Consider the following 16,781-nt stretch of genomic DNA (forward strand, 5'->3'; position numbering starts at 1 on the left):
GGATGGCTGACCGCTCGGGTCAAGAGGCTCACGCAGCCGCACCAATCAGATCGGTCACCAAACCGGGCAAATCGTCAAAATGATGCAGCAACGCCTCGGGTTGCAGTGCCGCCATGTCATCCCCGGACGGGCCGAAGGTGACCAGCACCGATGGCACGCCCGCCGCGCGTGCTGTGTTGCGGTCAGTATCGGAATCACCGATCAGAACGCACTTGTCCGGATGCCCGCCAGCCCGGCGCGCGGCCTCGCGCAGCGGTTCCGGATCAGGCTTGCGCACCGGCAAAGTGTCTGCCCCGATCAGCGAGGTGAACGCGTCGCGCACGCCCATCCGGGTCAGCAACAGATGTGCCAGCCCTTCGGGTTTGTTCGTACAGATGCCAACGCCATATCCGCTGTCTTTCAGGGCCTGCACCGCATTCAAGGCACCAGGATAAAATGTCGTGTGGGTGTCGATGGCCTGCTCGTAAGCCTCAAGCAGTACTGGGTAGTAGGTTTGAACCGTCTCTTCCCGGAACGCCCCGACACGCTTTAACCCATGGGTCAGCATCGTGCGGCCCCCGCGCAGGGCGATGGCTTCGTCCCCCGCTTCGGTCAGCACATCGCCATGACCCATATCGCGAAAACAATGATTGGCCGCGGCCAGCAAATCGCCCGATGTATCCGCCAGAGTTCCGTCCAAATCGAAGATAACCGTCCGCATTCTGCCCCTTGTCCGGCGGAAATCCGCCATGTCGTGTTGCAATCGGCAATCTTCTTTGATGGCCGAACTGCTTGCGCCTTTGCCCACAGCGGATAAAACGGGCCGCGACAAAACAAAAGAGAAAACGTCTTCATGAGTACCGCCCTCGTCATCCTTGCTGCCGGCAAAGGCACACGGATGAATTCAGACCTGCCCAAAGTTCTGCATCCGATTGCGCAAACGCCGATGCTTGTTCACGCGATGCGCGCAGGGGCGATCCTGTCGCCTGAACGCACGGTAATTGTCACCGGACATGGCTCCGAAGCGGTCGCCAAGGTCGCCCGAGCCGAGGATGAAAATGCGCGGATCGCGGTACAGGAAGAACAGCTTGGTACGGCGCATGCGGTGGCTCAGGCGCGTGAGGCCCTTGAGGGGTTCAAGGGCGATGTCATCGTTCTGTACGGCGACACGCCGTTTATCGACCCCGCCACGCTGAAGCGGATGATCGAGGCACGCGCGTCGTTTGATCTGGTCATGCTGGGCTTTGACATTGCCGAGGTTCAGCCGCGCTATGGTCGCCTGATCATGGATGGCGATCGTCTAGTGAAGATCGTCGAGTACAAAGATGCCAGCGAAGAAGAACGCGCAATCCGGTTTACAAACAGCGGCCTTCTGGCCTGCGATGCCGAGCTGTTGTTCGACCTGATCGACGAAGTGGGCAATGACAATGCCTCGGGCGAATACTACCTGACCGAGCTTGCAGCACTGGCCAATGCGCGCGGCCTGAAAGCTACGGCGATCAAATGTGACGAGGCTGAAACGCTGGGCGTCGACTCGCGCGCTGACCTAGCCGCTGCAGATGCCGAGTTTCAGGCCCGCGCCCGTGCGGGCCTGCTGAAAGATGGCGTGACACTGATGGCCCCTGAAACCGTCTATCTGTCAGCGGATACGGTCATTGGCCGCGACACGGTGATCGAGCCCAATGTTGTCTTCGGCCCCGGCGTGACTGTGGAAAGCGGGGCAAACATCCGCGCGTTCTCGCATCTGGAAGGCTGTCATGTCAGCCGCGGCGCGGTTGTCGGCCCCTATGCCCGCCTGCGCCCCGGAACGGAACTGTCCGAAAACACCAAGGTTGGCAATTTCGTCGAGATCAAAAATGCCGAGATTGCCGAGGGCGCCAAGGTCAATCACCTCAGCTATATCGGCGACGCCTCGGTCGGTGCGGCGACGAATATCGGCGCAGGTACGATCACCTGTAACTATGACGGTGTGATGAAGCACAAGACAACCATTGGCGAGAACGTGTTTATCGGATCGAACACTATGCTGGTTGCGCCCGTCACGGTTGGTGACAACGCGATGACAGCAACCGGCACCGTTGTGACCAAAGATGTAGAGCCGGACGCCCTGGCCCTGGCCCGCGCAAAGCAGGAAAACAAGCCCGGTTATGCGCGAAAACTGTTTGAAATGTTGAAGGCGAAGAAGGCTCGCCGCGATAAAGGAGCCTGAGGCATGTGTGGAATTGTAGGCGTATTGGGTGAGCATGAGGCAGCCCCGATCCTGGTCGAGGCACTGAAACGGCTGGAATACCGTGGCTATGACAGCGCAGGTATCGCAACCGTGAATGACGGCAAATTGGGTCGCCGCCGCGCAGTGGGCAAGCTGGTGAACCTCAGCGATCTGTTGGTGCATGATCCCCTGCCCGGCAAATCGGGCATCGGCCACACCCGCTGGGCCACCCATGGTGCACCGTCGGTGACCAATGCGCATCCGCATCAGGCAGGGCCGGTTGCGGTTGTGCATAACGGTATCGTCGAAAACTACCGCGAGCTGCGCGCGGAGCTGGCCGAACATGGCGTGGGTTTCGTGACCGAGACGGACACGGAAACTGTCGCGCTGCTGACCGAGCATTATGTGAAATCGGGCCTGTCCCCGGTTGAGGCTGCATTCAAAACCATTGATCAGCTGGAAGGCGCCTTTGCCCTCGCCTTTCTGTTCAATGGCGAGGATGATCTGATCGTTGCTGCCCGCAAAGGCTCACCCCTGGCCATCGGTCACGGCGACGGTGAGATGTATGTCGGATCGGACGCTATCGCGCTGGCTCCGTTGACCGATCAGATCACCTATCTGGAAGAAGGCGACCGGGCGGTTCTGACCCGCACGTCGCTGGAAATTCGCAACGAGGCCGGTGAATTGGCCAATCGCGAAACCCGCCAGATCAAGTTGGATATGACCCGCGCGGACAAGGGCGGGCACAAGCATTACATGGCCAAGGAAATCGCCGAGCAGCCGGTGGTGGTGGCCGAGGCAATTCGTTCCTACCTGCCCACGGGCGGCGACGAGGTGGTATTGCCCAAGGATCTGGACTTTACCATGCTGGACCGCCTGACCATGGTGGCCTGTGGTACGGCGTTTTATGCCTGCCTAACGGCGAAATACTGGTTCGAGCAGCTGGCGCAGATGCCGGTCGAGGTCGATATCGCCAGCGAGTTTCGCTATCGCGAGCCGCCGATCACCGACCGCACACTGGCATTGTTTGTCAGCCAATCGGGCGAAACCGCCGATACGCTGGCTGCCTTGCGCTATTGCGAGGGCAAGGCGGACAAGGTCGTTTCTGTCGTCAACGTTCCCGAAAGCTCGATTGCGCGTGAAAGTGACGTTGCTCTGCCCATTCACGCAGGCGTTGAGATCGGCGTGGCCTCGACCAAGGCCTTTACCTGTCAGCTCAGCGTTCTGCTGATGCTGGCGCTCAAGGCGGCATCGGATCGTGGGACATTGACGCCAGAAGAAATCGCCGATCACGCGTCGGCGCTGCGCGGTTTGCCTTCGGTGCTGAACACCGCGCTGGATCAGAACGACGCCATCCGCCAATCCGCCCAGCGCCTGTCCGAGGCGCGCGATGTTCTGTTTCTGGGCCGCGGCCTGATGTATCCGCTGGCGATGGAAGGTGCGCTGAAACTCAAGGAAATCAGCTATATCCACGCCGAAGGTTATGCTTCGGGCGAGCTGAAGCACGGGCCAATCGCCCTGATCGACAAGCATATGCCGGTGGTTGTCATGGCTCCGAAGGACGCAGTTTTCGACAAAACCGTTTCGAACATGCAAGAGGTCATGGCACGCAAAGGCAAAGTCATTCTTGTATCAGACGATGATGGAATTGCGGATGCCGAGGATGGCGTCTGGAGCACGATCCGAATGCCCCATGTTCATCCAAGCTTGACGCCGATCCTGTACTCGGTCCCGGCGCAATTGCTGGCCTATCACACGGCGGTCGCCAAAGGCACAGATGTGGATCAGCCGCGCAATCTGGCCAAATCCGTGACTGTGGAATGAGCGGGCTGGTTCAGCCCGAACTCTATCTGGACCAGATCAAGGCCCATGCCGACCCGGTGCGCGCTGAACAGGCCGCCGCCTATCACAAATCGACCCGCCCGCATCTGGGCGTGTCAAATCCGATCCTGAATGACCTGACAAAGGCGTGGCGGCGAGAGCTGGATGTGCCCGCACGCGTTGCCCTGGCGGATGCGCTGTGGCGCACGGACATCCACGAAGGCCGGCTGGCGGCGGCGAAACTGCTGACGCAGGCGCGCATCCGGCCCGATGATGCGGTTTGGGAGTTGCTGCAAAGCTGGGTGTCCGATTTCGATGCCTGGGCCATGGCAGACCACGCCTGCATGGCCATGCAAAAACGCCTGACCGCCGATCCGACACGTCTGGATCACGTCGAGGTCTGGACCACATCCGATCACATGTGGACCAGACGCGCCGCGCTGGTTGCAACGCTGCCCTGGACCAAACAAAACCACCCGAAACCGGATGAAGAGAAATGCCGGGATCGCATTCTGGGCTGGGCCGCCGGATATGTTCCTGACCGGAACTGGTTCATCCAGAAAGCGATTGCCTGGTGGCTTCGGGATCTGTCAAAGCATGACCCCGACCGCGTGCAGGCATTTCTGGCCCGTCATGGCGATGCGATGAAGCCCTTTGCCCGAAAAGAAGCGGGAAAATACCTGCGCGCTTAGTTGGCGTAGACCTCAAGCTCGACCAATTCGTCAAATGGCACAAGAAGCGCGCGCATGGCGTCGACCGACAGGCGGCTGCCGCCATCCTGCGGCCCGGCGGGCACCAGCGTGATATAGGCCTGCGCCCCGGTTCGGGGCACTACGACTCGTCCGGTGAATTCGGTTTCAACCAGCGGGGTGCGCAGCCACCGACCCGGCGTGTTCGGATCACCGAGGCCTGCGATCGTGGTCCGTGGCCCTGCCCATCTTGGGTTTGTGGGCGCCGCCTCTGGTTGCGGGGCCTCAGCCACCGCCTCAACGACTTCGGGTTCTGGCGCAGGTACTTCTCTGGAGCCGCCAAAGACACGATCTGTGGCGGACCGGACGGTATCGCATCCGGCAACCAGCACACACAACGTAAGAACAAGATATCTCATGGCGGGATTCTATCGTTCCACACGGAACTGTGCCAGCCCCATACGCAGTTCCCACTTGCCGCTGCCCCCTTGCAGCTTTACCTATATCGCATGACAGCTCCGCTCATCGATCCATTCGCCCGCGCCATCACCTATCTGCGTGTTTCCGTCACGGACCGCTGCGACTTCCGTTGCGTTTATTGCATGTCCGAGAACATGACCTTTCTGCCCAAGAAAGATCTGCTGACTTTGGAAGAGCTTGACCGCATGTGCTCGACCTTTGTCAAGCTGGGCGTACAAAAGCTGCGGATCACTGGGGGCGAGCCGCTGGTGCGCCGCAATATCATGACGTTTTTCAACAGCATGACCCGGCATCTGGACAGCGGCGCGCTGAAAGAGCTGACGCTGACCACCAATGGGTCGCAGCTGCACCGATTTGCCGACGATCTTTACGCCGCAGGTGTGCGTCGTGTGAACATCTCGCTCGATACGCTGGATGAGGACAAATTCGCCAAAGTCACCCGCTGGGGACGGCTGAAACAGGTACTCAACGGCATCGACGCAGCGCAAAAGGCCGGGCTGCGCGTCAAGATCAACGCGGTGGCCCTGAAAGGCTTCAACGAACCCGAGTTGCCGCACATCACCGAATGGTGCGCCGAACGCGATATGGACCTCACCTGGATCGAGGTCATGCCGATGGGCGATATCGGCAACGAAGACCGTCTCGATCAGTACTGGTCCCTCAAAGACGTGCGCAAGGAATATGAAAACCACTATACGGTCACGGATCTGGCCGAGCGCACGGGCGGGCCTGCCCGGTATGCGCGTCTGGAAGAAACCGGCCAGAAGATCGGCTTTATCACGCCGCTGTCGCATAATTTCTGCGAAAGCTGCAACCGTGTGCGCCTGACCTGCACGGGTGAGCTGTACATGTGTCTGGGGCAAGAAGATATGGCGGATCTGCGCGATCCGCTGCGCCTTTATCCTGACAGCGACGCACCGCTGGAAGACGCTATTCGCGCGGCCATCAACCTCAAGCCCAAAGGGCACGACTTCGACTATTCCCGCCAATCCGTCGACGGCCAGATGACCCGCCACATGAGCCACACGGGCGGCTGACATGCCCGGGCCAAGGCCGACATTGCTCTACCGCCTCTATTGCGGCTTCACCTGGCTTGCCGGGCCATTTGCCTGGAGAACCGTCCGCAAGAAACTGCGCGCAGCCGATGTGCCAACACTGCGCCAGCACGAACGCCTTGGGCATGCCAGCCAGCCGCGCCCAAATGGACGGCTGATCTGGTTCCATGCCGCAAGCGTTGGTGAAAGCCTGTCGGTGCTGAGCCTCATTCACAAACTCGGCGCACGGCTGCCGGATGCTGAGTTTCTGATCACCTCCGGCACTCCGACCTCTGCTGCGCTGATCGAAAAGCGCCTGCCTCCCAGAACACGGCACCAATACCCCCCATTGGACACGGCGGGCCCGGTCAAGCGGTTCCTGAACCACTGGAAACCGGATGCCGGGATTTTCGTCGAAAGTGAGCTCTGGCCGCAGTTGATCGTAGAATCCGCGAGGCGTGGAACACTGTTGGCCTTGCTGAACGCGCGCCTGTCGGAAAAATCCGTGGCGGGTTGGAAAAAACGCCCGGCGACTGCGCGATTCATCCTTGCGTCGTTTCGGCTGTTTCTGACCCAGAATGACAAAACCGCGGACAATCTGATCGAAATGGGTGCAGAGGCGGATCATGTTCACCCCGGCACCAACCTCAAGGCGATGTCGGACCCTTTGCCGGTGGATCAGGATACGCTGGCTGAGATTCAAGGCCAGATCGGCGCCCGCCCGGTCTGGATTGCCAGCTCGACCCATGCGGGTGAGGAAGAAACTGTTCTTGCCGCCCATAAACAGCTACTTGAACGGCGACCCGACTTGCTGCTGTTGTTGATCCCTCGCCATCCTGAACGACGTGCCGATGTGGCAGGTCTGATATCCGACGCAGGCCTCAGCTGCGCAATGCGCAGCGACGGGCAGTCGATCACCGACAAGACGCAAGTCTACGTGGCCGACACACTGGGCGAAACGGGCACCTGGTATGCGGTTTGCCCGATCGTGTTCCTGGGCGGATCGCTGAAACAGATCGGAGGTCACAACCCGTTTGAACCGGCCCAAGCCGGTGCCGCCGTTTTGACCGGGCCGGGCTATTTCAACTTCGCGGAAACCTTCGCGCCCCTTGTGGCGTCCGGCGGGGCCGTCGAAGTTCAGACCGCAGAAGACCTGACTTTTGCGGTCGATCGTTGGCTTTCTGACGAAACCGCGCTGCAAACTGCGCGAAATTTGGCAAAAACCTTTGTCGAAACCCAAAAAACCTCACTTGATGCAGTGATCGAGACCCTGTGCTCAGCGCTCGACCTGAACCCCGCGCAGGATCGAACTTCATCCGGTTCATAGTTTCCCGGCGTTGTAAGGGCTGCGGCGCTTCCGACCACACGATCTGCACACCTTTGATTGCTAATCTGCAGGCCGTCGTTGCAATGCACCTGCCGTGATGATGATCACCACCGCCAGAGGCAGCAGGACGGCAAAGGCTAGACGTAGGGTCATCAGCTCTGCCAGAAACCCGATCACGGGCGGCCCGATCAGCAACCCGCCATAGCCCAGCGTCGCGACACTTGCGATGGCCTGCCCCGGTGGCACAACCGGATCATTTGCCGCACGACTGAACGCCAACGGCATGATCACGGCATAGCCCACCCCCATAAGCGCGAACCCGGTCAGCGCCAGCCCGGCACCACCAGCCGATACCACGCAAAAGACACCCAACGCCGCGAATACCCCGCCAAACCGTGCCGAGGTCGCAGCGCCAAAGCGCGTGATGATGAAACCGCCCGCAAGGCGAAACACCACCATCGCCACGGAAAACACGGCATATCCGAGCGCCGCGGTGCTTTCCGGCGCTCCGGTGACATCACGCAGGAATATCGCGCTCCAATCCGCCACGGCCCCCTCACCCAGCGCGCCGCAAAAGGCCGCTAACCCGACCAGGATCAGCGCGCCCGATGGCAGGGCAAACACCTTGCCGCCTGTTTGCTGTGCACGCCTTGAGGTCCACCGCACCCAGGACAGCGCCAGCGCAAAGACAACAACCAGGCCGCCAGCAATCAGAAAGTGCTGCATGACCGTCATCGACAGTTGCACCGCGCCATATCCGCTGAGCGCGCCCAGACCTGCACCCAGGCTCCACATCGCGTGAAAGGAAGGCATCAGAGGCTTGTCATAGGCTTGCTCGACCTCCGCAGCCCATGCATTCATCGCAACATCCATCGATCCGTGGAACGCACCAAAGATAAACAAGAACGCGGCCAGGGCCCAAAAGCTGCCCGCGGCGGCCAGAAGGATCAGGGACAATGTGTAAAGCACCGCAATGACGCGCGTGATTGAAACCGCTCCAAAGCGATCGGCAAGACGACCCGTTACGGGAAAGGAACACACCGCGCCCGCCGCCATGAACAGCAGGCCATATCCCAATTGCTCGTGGCTGAGGGCCAGATGATCGCGCACAGCCGGAATCCGAGATGCCCAGATGCCGAACAACGCACCGTTCAGAATGAACATGACCGTCACCGCGCGCCATGCTGTTACAACACTTACCACCAGAAGGCCCCGCTTGGTTTTCACCGGCACAGTTCTACAAAGCTGACAGCCCTTCGCAAGGCTTGGTCATTCCAACCGCCGCCGTATCCTGTGCACGCCAACCCAGACGGCCAGTATGACCGGCACTGTGATCAACGCCGTCAGCGTTCCCTTGCTGATCCCGGTCGATGTCAGGGGGTAAAGCAAATAGCTCGCCAGTGAGACCGCGTAGTAACTGATCGCAACAACCGAAAGCCCCTCGACCGTGCGCTGCAAGCGCAGGGCCAGGTCCGCGCGCCGGTCCATGCTTTCCAACAAAGCCTGGTTCTGTGCGCTGCGTTCCACATCAACGCGCGTTCGCAACAGATTTCCCGCGCGGATTGCCCGGTCCGAGAGTGTCTGAAGCCGTTTTTCGGTCGCCGTCACCGTCCGCATCGCCGGATCGTATCGGCGCATCATGAAATCCGCAAAGCACTGGCGGTCTTTGAAACGTGCTTCCCGCAGGACCTGGATACGTTGATGCACGATGGCTCCGTAAGCGCCTGTCGCGCCGAACCGAAAGGCCAAACGAGTGGAAATGGTCTCCAATTCCTTAGATGTGCACAGCAAATCCGGCAGCAGTGCATCCGGGTCTTTTTCCTCATCGGTCATCTCAACCATCACCTTCGTCAGTTTCTGGTCAAGCTCGCCAATGACGGGCGTCAGCGTTTTTACCCGTTCGAATCCCAACATGGACATGGCCTTGTAGGTCTCGATCTCGCACAGGCGTTGAATGATACGACCGACCCGACGCCTGCCCGTTCCCTCGGCAGCGAACAATGCAAACCGCATATGGCCCGCCGGGTCGATGCGGAAATCGCTGGCGCAGACCGCAGCGCCGTCCAGAATGACAGAAACCGCAAGACTTTCAGGTTCAAACCAATCCGACAACATGGTCGTGACGGCCTCGTCGTCCGGGCGCGGGACCACGCGCACCATGGCCGAGGTTATCCGCTGACCCGGGCTGGCCATCAACCAATCCGGCGGGAATACTTCGAAATCTGCCGGGTTGAACGCCCGCTCGCTGACATTTTGCGAAATCGCGGTGTAGGTCACAAACTCGGTATGCTGTTCCCACTTGAGCCAATGGCGTCCGATTTGCCCGGCATAATGCGTGGCCCCCGGCTGCGGATGCGGGGCACCATGGCGATCCAGCAACTCGATCAGATGCGCCGCATTGTCTTGCTGCCCACCGCCCGCGGACCCTTTGGGCGTCTTGACGGCCAGAAAGGCGACGGTGCACGGCACCTCAGCCACGGGAAAGGGCCTCGCGTGCAGCTCATTGGCCAACGCATATCTCAATGGATGGTCTTCAATCGGCGTCATGGCGCGCTCCGTCATGTTCAGCGCACTATACGACAGTTTAAAACCGCATCAATTCCTATTTATTTCAATTACTTAAGTGTATTCTGCGGTATACAACTGCCCTATCCTATTGATTTGGCTCCCAGAGCTCGATCGGGTTGCCTTCGGGGTCGTGAATGCGCGCGAACTTTCCAACCTCACTGTCCCATTCAGGGCTGGTTTCCACCGCGATTCCCGCGTTTCTGAGCTGCCGTGTCATGGCGTCCAGATCATCGACCCGAAAGTTGATCATCCACTGCTGTTCAGCCCGGCCAAAATACTCGGTGTCTTGCGCAAAGGGGGCAAACACCGTGTACCCTTCGCGTTGTTTCCAGGGGACCGGATCATAGTGGTTCACGCCCAGGTGTTTCTCATACCATTCTGTCAGAGCCTTGGGATCGCGCGCCCGAAAGAACACGCCGCCGATGCCGTTTACCTTTTCCATGTCGTTCCTCCTTTGATCTCAGTTTACCGCAAAAAGAAAAAGGCGCCCACATGGAGCGCCTTTTTGAAGTGATAGGCCGTTGGCTCACTCGATCATAGGCAGGAGTTTGTCGAGCGAGGCCTTGGCGTCGCCATAGAACATGCGGGTGTTTTCCTTGAAGAAGAGCGGGTTTTCGATGCCCGAATAGCCCGTTCCCTGACCGCGCTTGGACACGAAGACCTGTTTCGCCTTCCAGCATTCCAGCACCGGCATGCCGGCGATGGGGCTGTTGGGATCCTCCTGCGCGGCAGGGTTCACGATGTCGTTCGAGCCGATGACGATGGCCACATCCGTCTCGGGGAAATCGTCGTTGATCTCGTCCATCTCCAACACGATGTCATACGGCACCTTCGCTTCGGCCAGCAGCACGTTCATGTGCCCCGGCAGACGACCCGCAACGGGGTGGATCGCAAAGCGCACATTCTTGCCCTTCGCGCGCAGCTTGCGGACCAGTTCGCTGACCGATTGCTGCGCCTGCGCCACCGCCATGCCATAGCCGGGGATGATCACGATGCTGTCGGCGTCGTTCAACGCCGCGGCAACGCCGTCGGCCTCGATGGCGATCTGCTCGCCTTCAACGGCCATCTGCTCGCCCTGCGGGCCGCCAAAGCCGCCCAGGATCACGCTGACAAAATGCCGGTTCATCGCTTTGCACATGATGTAGGACAGGATCGCACCCGACGAGCCCACCAGCGCACCGACCACGATCAGCAGGTCGTTGCCCAGAGAGAAGCCAATCGCAGCCGCTGCCCAGCCCGAATAGCTGTTCAGCATCGACACAACCACCGGCATGTCGGCGCCGCCGATGCCCATGATCAGGTGATAACCGATGAACAGCGCGGCCAGTGTCATCAGCAGCAGCGGGAAGAACCCACCGGACGCGGTGTACCAGATCAGGCAGATCAGCGAGAGGCCCGCCGCCGCCGCGTTCAGCATATGCCCACCCGGCAGCTTGGTCGCCGCCGAGGTCACCTTGCCCGCCAGCTTGCCATAAGCCACGACCGATCCGGTAAAGGTGATCGCACCGATGAAGATGCCCAGGAACAGTTCCACATGCAGGATCGCCAGCTCGGCGGATGTCTTCTTGGCAATCAGCTTGGCAAAGGCCCCCAGATCAGACAGGTCCGCCTGCGCCGCGCTGTCGGCAATCGCCATGACCTGCGCCACATTGCCGATCTCAAAATGCGCGTTGAAGCCCACGAACACAGCCGCCAGACCGACCAGCGAGTGCATCGCGGCCACCAGCTGGGGCATCTCGGTCATCTGCACGCGTTGCGCCACATATTGACCGATCAGGCCACCGCCTGCGATCAGCAGCAGCGACAGCAGCCACAGGCCCGAACCGGGACCCACCAGCGTGGCAAACACCGCCAGCGCCATGCCAACGATGCCGTACCAGACCGCGCGCTTGGCGCTTTCCTGGTTTGAAAGACCACCCAGAGACAGGATGAACAGAACAGCCGCAACAACATAAGCAGCAGTGGTAAAACCTTCCATCTACCCGGCCTCCCTTAAGATTTCTGGAACATGGCGAGCATGCGCCGGGTGACAAGAAAGCCGCCGAAGATGTTGATCCCGGCCATGAAAACGCTCAGCGCCGCCAGCAAAATGACCAGGAACGAGCCCGACCCGATCTGCATGAGCGCCCCCACGATGATGATCGACGAGATCGCGTTGGTGATCGCCATCAGCGGCGTGTGCAGGCTGTGCGCCACGCCCCAGATCACCTGGAAGCCCACAAAGATCGCCAGCACAAAGACGATGAAGTGCTGCATGAAGCTGGCCGGGGCCACCAGCCCCACCAGCAGCATCAGCGCGCCGCCAACACCCAGCAGAGTGAATTGCTGCTTGGTCTGCGCCTTGAAGGCGGCAATCTCTTGCGCCTTTTTCTCTTCCGGGGTCAGTTCCTTGACCTCGGACTTTTTCTGCGCCGCAATCGCCTGCACTTTGGGCGGCGGCGGCGGGAAGGTGATCTCGCCCTCATGCGTGACAGTCGCACCGCGGATCACGTCATCTTCCATGTCATGGTTGACCTGCCCGTCCTTCTCGGGCGTCAGGTCGGCCATCATGTGGCGGATGTTGGTCGCATAGAGAGACGACGATTGCGCCGCCATCCGGCTGGGGAAGTCGGTATAGCCGATGATGGTCACGCCATTGTCGGTCACGATCTTCTCATCGGCCACGGTCAGCTTGCAGTTGCCGCCTTTTTCCGCCGCCAGATCGACAATGACCGAGCCCGGCTTCATCGCCTCGACCATATCCTTGGTCCAAAGTTCAGGCGCTTCGCGGTTCGGGATCAGCGCGGTGGTGATCACGATGTCCATCTCGGGCGCCAGTTCGCGGAACTTGGCCAGCTGCGCCTCGCGGAATTCATCCGACTGCACACTGGCATAGCCGCCGGTGGCCGCCCCATCCTGCTGGTCTTCTTCAAAGTCCAGATAGACGAACTCGGCCCCCATCGACTCGACCTGCTCGGCCACTTCCGGGCGCACGTCGAAGGCATAGGTGATCGCACCCAGCGAGGTCGACGTCCCGATCGCCGCCAGGCCGGCCACACCGGCCCCAACGATCAGCACCTTGGCTGGCGGGACTTTACCGGCCGCCGTCACCTGCCCAGTGAAGAACCGGCCAAAGTTGTTGCCCGCCTCGATCACCGCGCGATACCCGGCGATATTCGCCATCGAGGACAGCGCGTCCATCTTCTGTGCGCGGGAAATACGCGGCACCATCTCCATCGCGATTACTGTCGCGCCCTTGGATTTGGCAGCCTCCATCCCCTCTTCATTGCCGGCGGGATTGAAGAAGGAAATCAGCGTCTTGCCTTTGGTCAGCCGCTTCAGCTCGGTCTCATTGGGCTGACGCACCTTGGCGACAATATCCGCCGCCTTCCACAGCGCAGCCGCCGTCTTGACGACCTCAACCCCGGCTTCCTCATAGGCTGCATCCGAAAACCCGGCAGCCGCACCGGCCCCTTTCTCGATCAGACACTCATACCCAAGCTTCTGCAACTGACGCGCAGAATCCGGCGTCATCGCAACCCGGTTCTCACCGTCATAAACTTCCTTCGGCGTTCCTAACTTCAACGGCGTTTCCCCCTATTTTTCGGTCTGTTCGCGCAGGTGGCAGGCATTCTTCTTCAAGCCCTCATGTATCTCGCGAAAGATTATTTCGCAAGCGCAGCAATTTTCAAGGCACATCAAATTTCCCCCAGTATCAGATCCAGCGCCGTGTTTTTTGTTCGTAACGGGCGAAATCCGCCCGAAACGTCCGGCGCAGCCGATCCTCTTCGGGCAGGATGAACCGCCGCTCAAGAATCCACACGAAGATCGGAACCAGTACCAGTGACAACACCGCGTCGAACCGCAGGATCAGCCCCGCAAGGATCAGGACATCGCCCAGATAGATCGGGTTTCTGCTGCGTTTGAATATACCGGTCTGGACCATCGAGGACGGCGTATGATGCGGCATGACTGTGGTTTTGTGACGCCGAAACTCGACAACCGCAAGGATCGCCAAAACGATGCCGCCACCGATAAGCAGACCGCTGGCCAGATCGCTGAACCAGTCATCCAGTGACAGCCCCAAGGGCAAAAACCGCGATTGCAGCCAGGCAAGGATCGCCGCCCCCAGCAACCATATCGGAGGGATATCGATGTTCCGCATGCGCGCTGTACCCGGTTTTCACTTTCAAAAAGTGTCGCTTTCAGGTCGCGGTGTACCGCTTTCCGCCGATAAGATCAAAACACCACTTGGTCGCAGTGGCTTTGAGGCCCCAATTGCGCAGGCTTTGCAATGATGGACATGATCCGGCGTATCCGGTAGCCCCTAGATAAGAAACGCATTCATCGCCGGAGCAGCCCACCCATGACCGATTTCAAAGCGACCAAGGCCATGTTCGATCTACCGGACGGAATGATTTACCTGGACGGGAACTCGCTGGGACCATTGCCCAAGGCTGTGGGTGCGCGTGTGAACACGACCGTCACCGAGGAATGGGGCAAGATGCTGATCACCGGCTGGAACAAGGCCGGTTGGATGGAAATGCCCAAAGCGCTGGGTGACCGGATCGGGCGTCTGATTGGGGCTGAACCAGGCAGCGTCGTGATGGGCGATACTTTGTCGATCAAGGTTTATCAGGCGGTCGCTTCGGCACTGGAACTGAACCCAAAGCGCAAGGTTGTGCTGTCGGACAATGGCAATTTCCCATCCGACCTTTATATGGCGGACGGACTGCTGCGCTCACTGGGTTCGGATTACGAATTGCGGGTCGTGGATCCGCAGGACGTAGCCGCGCACATCACCGAAGAGATTGCGGTGCTGATGCTGACCGAGGTGGATTATCGCACCGGGCGCATGCATGACATGAAGGCGCTGACAGAGCTGGCCCATGCCAATGGCGTGATCACCGTGTGGGATCTGGCTCATTCTGCCGGGGCAATTCCGGTGGACCTGTACGGCTGCAACGCGGATTTCGCGGTGGGCTGTACCTACAAATACCTGAACGGAGGCCCCGGTGCCCCGGCCTTTGTCTATGTCGCGCCGCGACTTTCGGACAAGGTACGCCCGGCCCTTTCGGGCTGGCTGGGGCATGAGTCCCCCTTTGCCTTTGACCTCGACTATCGCCCAGGTGACGGGATCGAACGGATGCGCGTGGGCACCCCTCCGGTCCTGCAGATGGCTGCGTTGTCGGCCTCGATGGACATCTGGGACACGGCCGATATGGGCGACGTGCGGGCTCGGTCCACCGAACTGACCGAATTGTTCATTGCCGGGGTCGAAGCCACCTGCCCGGGGCTGGAACTCGCCAGCCCCCGCAACCCGGATTTGCGCGGCAGCCAGGTGTCATTCCGCTTCGAAGAAGGGTATGCCGCCATGCAGGCCCTGATCGCACGCAGCGTGATCGGCGATTTCCGCGCCCCGGACGTGATGCGCTTTGGCTTTACACCACTGTTTATCGACACCCAGGATGTCGAGCGTGCGGTCGAGATTCTGGCGGACATCATTCGCAATCGGCTCTGGGACAAACCCGAATACAGAACACGTCAGCGCGTTACCTGACCTCCAGCCCGGCGCCCAGCAACTCGGCCAGCTGCGAAATGCGCTGTTCGAATTCTTCGGCGGTAGAGGCCGTCATTTTGACGCCCATCAAGGTTGCGGTGATCGTTTTTGCCGTTTCCTCGGCCCCGTTGGGCAGACGAACGCGCCCGGCGCTGTCCTCGCGCCGCAGCCAATCCGCATAGAGCGCGGTCATCTCGGCCTCGCCTTCGGCCAGAATATCCGCTGCGGTCGACTTGCTGGTATCCAGCATCTCGCGCCCGTGCGGAGAGGTCAGGATCGCTGCGAGCCCCTTCATCTGTCCGTCAACAGCCTGCGCAAGCCGTTCGGAAACGCTGCCATCTGCGGACAGCGCGCGTGATACGTTGTCGATTTTCTCGGCGTAATGCGCCTGTGTCAGACTGCGCACGATCGCTTCTTTGTTCTTGTAATGCAGATAGACGGCAGGGCGGGACATTCCCGCGCCTTTGGCGATGTCATCCATAGATGTCTTGCGAAATCCGTAGGTTGCAAAGGCATCCAGCGCCGATGCAAGGATCGCCTGCTGCTTGGGATCGTCAAATTTATCTTTCATGGCTCTGCCTTGACACTTTTTGTCATTTTTGTCAATTGACACTTTGACACTTTCGATTAAATATGTCAGAACCAGCCACAGCCAGAAAGAGGCGCGCCATGTCGACCACTCTGAACATCAACGGCAAAGCACATCAGGTCGACCTGCCTGATGACGTCCCCCTATTGTGGGTTCTGCGTGACGAGGTCGGCCTGACCGGCACGAAATTCGGCTGCGGCGTGGCCGCCTGTGGTTCCTGCACCGTGCATATTGATGGTGAAGCCGTGCGGTCCTGCCAGGTGGCCTTGTCGGACGTTTGGGGCGACGTGACCACCATCGAAGGATTGGGAACGCCGGATGCGATGGCCACGATCCAGCAAGCCTGGGTCGACAATCAGGTTGCCCAATGCGGGTATTGCCAGTCCGGCCAGATCATGCAGGCCGCAGCGCTTTTGGCCAAAAACCCAACGCCGACGGATGCCGATATCGATGACGCGATGCAAGGCAACCTCTGCCGTTGTGGGACCTATCCCCGTATCCGCGCCGCCATCCATGACGCCGCCGCCAAGCTGAAAGAGGCCTGAG

At 60.0% G+C, this 16,781-nt stretch carries 16 protein-coding genes; 7 read left to right on the top strand and 9 right to left on the bottom strand.

Annotation, left to right across the window (positions count from 1 at the left end):
- Positions 1-28: 28 nt before the first annotated feature.
- Entirely contained in the window at positions 29-700 is a 672-nt protein-coding gene (locus ACR0AG_RS06200; RefSeq protein WP_480837404.1) for an HAD-IA family hydrolase, read from the bottom strand.
- Between the two features lie 132 nt (positions 701-832).
- On the opposite strand from ACR0AG_RS06200, the gene glmU reads away from it, so the two are divergent.
- The 3 genes from glmU to ACR0AG_RS06215 are packed head-to-tail and all read left to right on the top strand — an operon-like array spanning position 833 to position 4,701.
- The gene (gene glmU, locus ACR0AG_RS06205; protein WP_480837405.1) at positions 833-2,188 is read left to right on the top strand and encodes a bifunctional UDP-N-acetylglucosamine diphosphorylase/glucosamine-1-phosphate N-acetyltransferase GlmU; all 1,356 of its coding nucleotides are present in this window, start codon (positions 833-835) and stop codon (positions 2,186-2,188) included.
- Positions 2,189-2,191: 3 nt separating this feature from the next.
- On the top strand, positions 2,192-4,012 hold the full coding sequence (gene glmS / locus ACR0AG_RS06210; RefSeq protein WP_480837406.1) for a glutamine--fructose-6-phosphate transaminase (isomerizing): 1,821 nt from the start codon (positions 2,192-2,194) through the stop codon (positions 4,010-4,012).
- Positions 4,009-4,701 carry a DNA alkylation repair protein gene (locus ACR0AG_RS06215; protein WP_480837407.1) on the top strand — a complete coding sequence of 231 codons (693 nt, stop codon included), beginning with the start codon at positions 4,009-4,011 and terminating at the stop codon, positions 4,699-4,701. The genes glmS and ACR0AG_RS06215 overlap by 4 nt, the downstream gene beginning before the upstream one ends.
- Here the strand turns inward: ACR0AG_RS06215 and ACR0AG_RS06220 are convergent.
- Positions 4,698-5,117, bottom strand: a complete 420-nt coding sequence (locus ACR0AG_RS06220) for a hypothetical protein (RefSeq protein WP_480837408.1) — start codon at positions 5,115-5,117, stop codon at positions 4,698-4,700. The two genes, ACR0AG_RS06215 and ACR0AG_RS06220, sit on opposite strands and share 4 nt — an antisense overlap.
- Before the next feature lie 90 nt (positions 5,118-5,207).
- Here ACR0AG_RS06220 and moaA point away from each other — a divergent pair, with 90 nt between their 5' ends.
- Together moaA and ACR0AG_RS06230 are read left to right on the top strand one after the other, a co-directional pair.
- Complete coding sequence (moaA, locus tag ACR0AG_RS06225) at positions 5,208-6,215, top strand: GTP 3',8-cyclase MoaA (protein WP_480837409.1); 1,008 nt, start codon at positions 5,208-5,210, stop codon at positions 6,213-6,215.
- Position 6,216: 1 nt separating this feature from the next.
- Complete coding sequence (locus ACR0AG_RS06230; protein WP_480837410.1) at positions 6,217-7,539, top strand: 3-deoxy-D-manno-octulosonic acid transferase; 1,323 nt, start codon at positions 6,217-6,219, stop codon at positions 7,537-7,539.
- Between the two features lie 60 nt (positions 7,540-7,599).
- Here the strand turns inward: ACR0AG_RS06230 and ACR0AG_RS06235 are convergent, their stop codons facing one another.
- The 6 genes from ACR0AG_RS06235 to ACR0AG_RS06260 all read right to left on the bottom strand — a co-directional run bounded on the left by ACR0AG_RS06235 (position 7,600) and on the right by ACR0AG_RS06260 (position 14,251).
- A complete protein-coding gene (locus ACR0AG_RS06235) occupies positions 7,600-8,742 on the bottom strand; it encodes an MFS transporter (protein ID WP_480837411.1) in 1,143 nt (380 codons plus the stop codon).
- 66 nt (positions 8,743-8,808) lie between these two features.
- Positions 8,809-10,086 (bottom strand): DUF3422 family protein, encoded by a 1,278-nt coding sequence (locus tag ACR0AG_RS06240; RefSeq protein ID WP_480837412.1) that lies wholly within the window; start codon positions 10,084-10,086, stop codon positions 8,809-8,811.
- Between the two features lie 106 nt (positions 10,087-10,192).
- Positions 10,193-10,549 (bottom strand): VOC family protein, encoded by a 357-nt coding sequence (locus ACR0AG_RS06245; protein WP_480837413.1) that lies wholly within the window; start codon positions 10,547-10,549, stop codon positions 10,193-10,195.
- Between the two features lie 84 nt (positions 10,550-10,633).
- Positions 10,634-12,085 (bottom strand): NAD(P)(+) transhydrogenase (Re/Si-specific) subunit beta, encoded by a 1,452-nt coding sequence (locus tag ACR0AG_RS06250; protein ID WP_480837414.1) that lies wholly within the window; start codon positions 12,083-12,085, stop codon positions 10,634-10,636.
- A gap of 14 nt (positions 12,086-12,099) precedes the next feature.
- Entirely contained in the window at positions 12,100-13,671 is a 1,572-nt protein-coding gene (locus ACR0AG_RS06255) for a Re/Si-specific NAD(P)(+) transhydrogenase subunit alpha (RefSeq protein ID WP_480837415.1), read from the bottom strand.
- 130 nt (positions 13,672-13,801) lie between these two features.
- The gene (locus ACR0AG_RS06260; RefSeq protein WP_480837416.1) at positions 13,802-14,251 is read right to left on the bottom strand and encodes a methyltransferase family protein; all 450 of its coding nucleotides are present in this window, start codon (positions 14,249-14,251) and stop codon (positions 13,802-13,804) included.
- A gap of 201 nt (positions 14,252-14,452) precedes the next feature.
- Between ACR0AG_RS06260 and kynU the strand changes: the two genes are divergently transcribed.
- Entirely contained in the window at positions 14,453-15,646 is a 1,194-nt protein-coding gene (gene kynU / locus ACR0AG_RS06265; protein WP_480837417.1) for a kynureninase, read from the top strand.
- On the opposite strand, the gene ACR0AG_RS06270 is transcribed toward kynU, so the two are convergent.
- The gene (locus tag ACR0AG_RS06270) at positions 15,639-16,217 is read right to left on the bottom strand and encodes a TetR/AcrR family transcriptional regulator (RefSeq protein ID WP_480837418.1); all 579 of its coding nucleotides are present in this window, start codon (positions 16,215-16,217) and stop codon (positions 15,639-15,641) included. The genes kynU and ACR0AG_RS06270 overlap by 8 nt on opposite strands.
- A 98-nt stretch (positions 16,218-16,315) precedes the next feature.
- On the opposite strand from ACR0AG_RS06270, the gene ACR0AG_RS06275 reads away from it, so the two are divergent.
- Complete coding sequence (locus ACR0AG_RS06275) at positions 16,316-16,780, top strand: (2Fe-2S)-binding protein (protein ID WP_480837419.1); 465 nt, start codon at positions 16,316-16,318, stop codon at positions 16,778-16,780.
- Position 16,781 lies beyond the last annotated feature (1 nt).

This window comes from Ruegeria sp. H6, assembly GCF_056532975.1.